We start from the raw sequence: 220 nt of genomic DNA, 5'->3' as shown, positions 1-220 counted from the left end.
GTGCCGGCGGGCATACTGGGTGACCGTGCCGACCGAGCGCTGCCGCGCTGCCGAGTGGTCCGTCCCGGATTCCCCGCGAGATCTGGGTGCTGATCGCCGCGGCGTTCGTGATCGCCGTCGGGTACGGCCTGATCACCCCGGTGCTTCCGTCCTTCGCGCAGAGCTTCGGGGTCGGCGCCTTCGCGTCCAGCGTGGTGGTCAGCGCGTTCGCGTTCTTCCG

The 220-nt window shown here is 70.9% G+C and carries 1 pseudogene; it reads left to right on the top strand.

Annotated elements, in window-relative coordinates:
- Positions 1 to 47: 47 nt before the first annotated feature.
- A pseudogene (locus tag BN358_RS25485) lies at positions 48 to 220 on the top strand (MFS transporter); the annotation flags it as partial.

Origin of the sequence: Sedimentibacter sp. B4 (assembly GCF_000309315.1) — a bacterium.
Classification (GTDB): domain Bacteria; phylum Bacillota; class Clostridia; order Tissierellales; family Sedimentibacteraceae; genus Sedimentibacter; species Sedimentibacter saalensis.
The sequence above is the reverse complement of the archived record's forward strand: the minus strand, read 5'-3'. Positions and strand labels throughout refer to the sequence as shown.